This is a genomic window from Streptomyces katrae, assembly GCF_000966975.1.
Classification (GTDB): Bacteria; Actinomycetota; Actinomycetes; order Streptomycetales; family Streptomycetaceae; genus Streptomyces; species Streptomyces katrae.
In genome coordinates, this window is the sequence record NZ_JZWV01001788.1 from 1 (window position 1) to 398 (window position 398).

General features: G+C 69.6%; 1 protein-coding gene. It reads right to left on the minus strand.

Annotation, left to right across the window (positions count from 1 at the left end):
- Nucleotides 1–398, minus strand: a 398-nt coding sequence (locus VR44_RS40600) for an adenosylhomocysteinase (protein ID WP_045952725.1), incomplete at both ends; no start/stop codon positions are given.

Consider the following 398-nt stretch of genomic DNA (forward strand, 5'->3'; position numbering starts at 1 on the left):
CCCGTGGTGGTCTCCTCCGTCACGCCGCGGATTCCGGACGCGAGGGCGGTCCAGTCGATGTCCGTCTTCGCCAGCAGGCCGAGGACGATGGCCATTTCCTCGTTGTCGGCGGTCGAGACGTCGGGAACGGCCCCGGCCTTCTGGTACTCCACGCCCTTGTGGACCAGCAGGGTGGCGTCACCGCCGTCGTCCAGGATCATGTTGGGGCCGGTCTGCCCGGGCCAGGTCAGCGCCTGCTCCGTACACCACCAGTACTCCTCCAGCGTCTCGCCCTTCCAGGCGAAGACCGGGATCCCGGCGGCCGCGATGGCCGCGGCGGCGTGGTCCTGGGTCGAGTAGATGTTGCAGGACACCCAGCGGACCTCGGCGCCGAGCGCCACCAGGGTCTCGATCAGGAC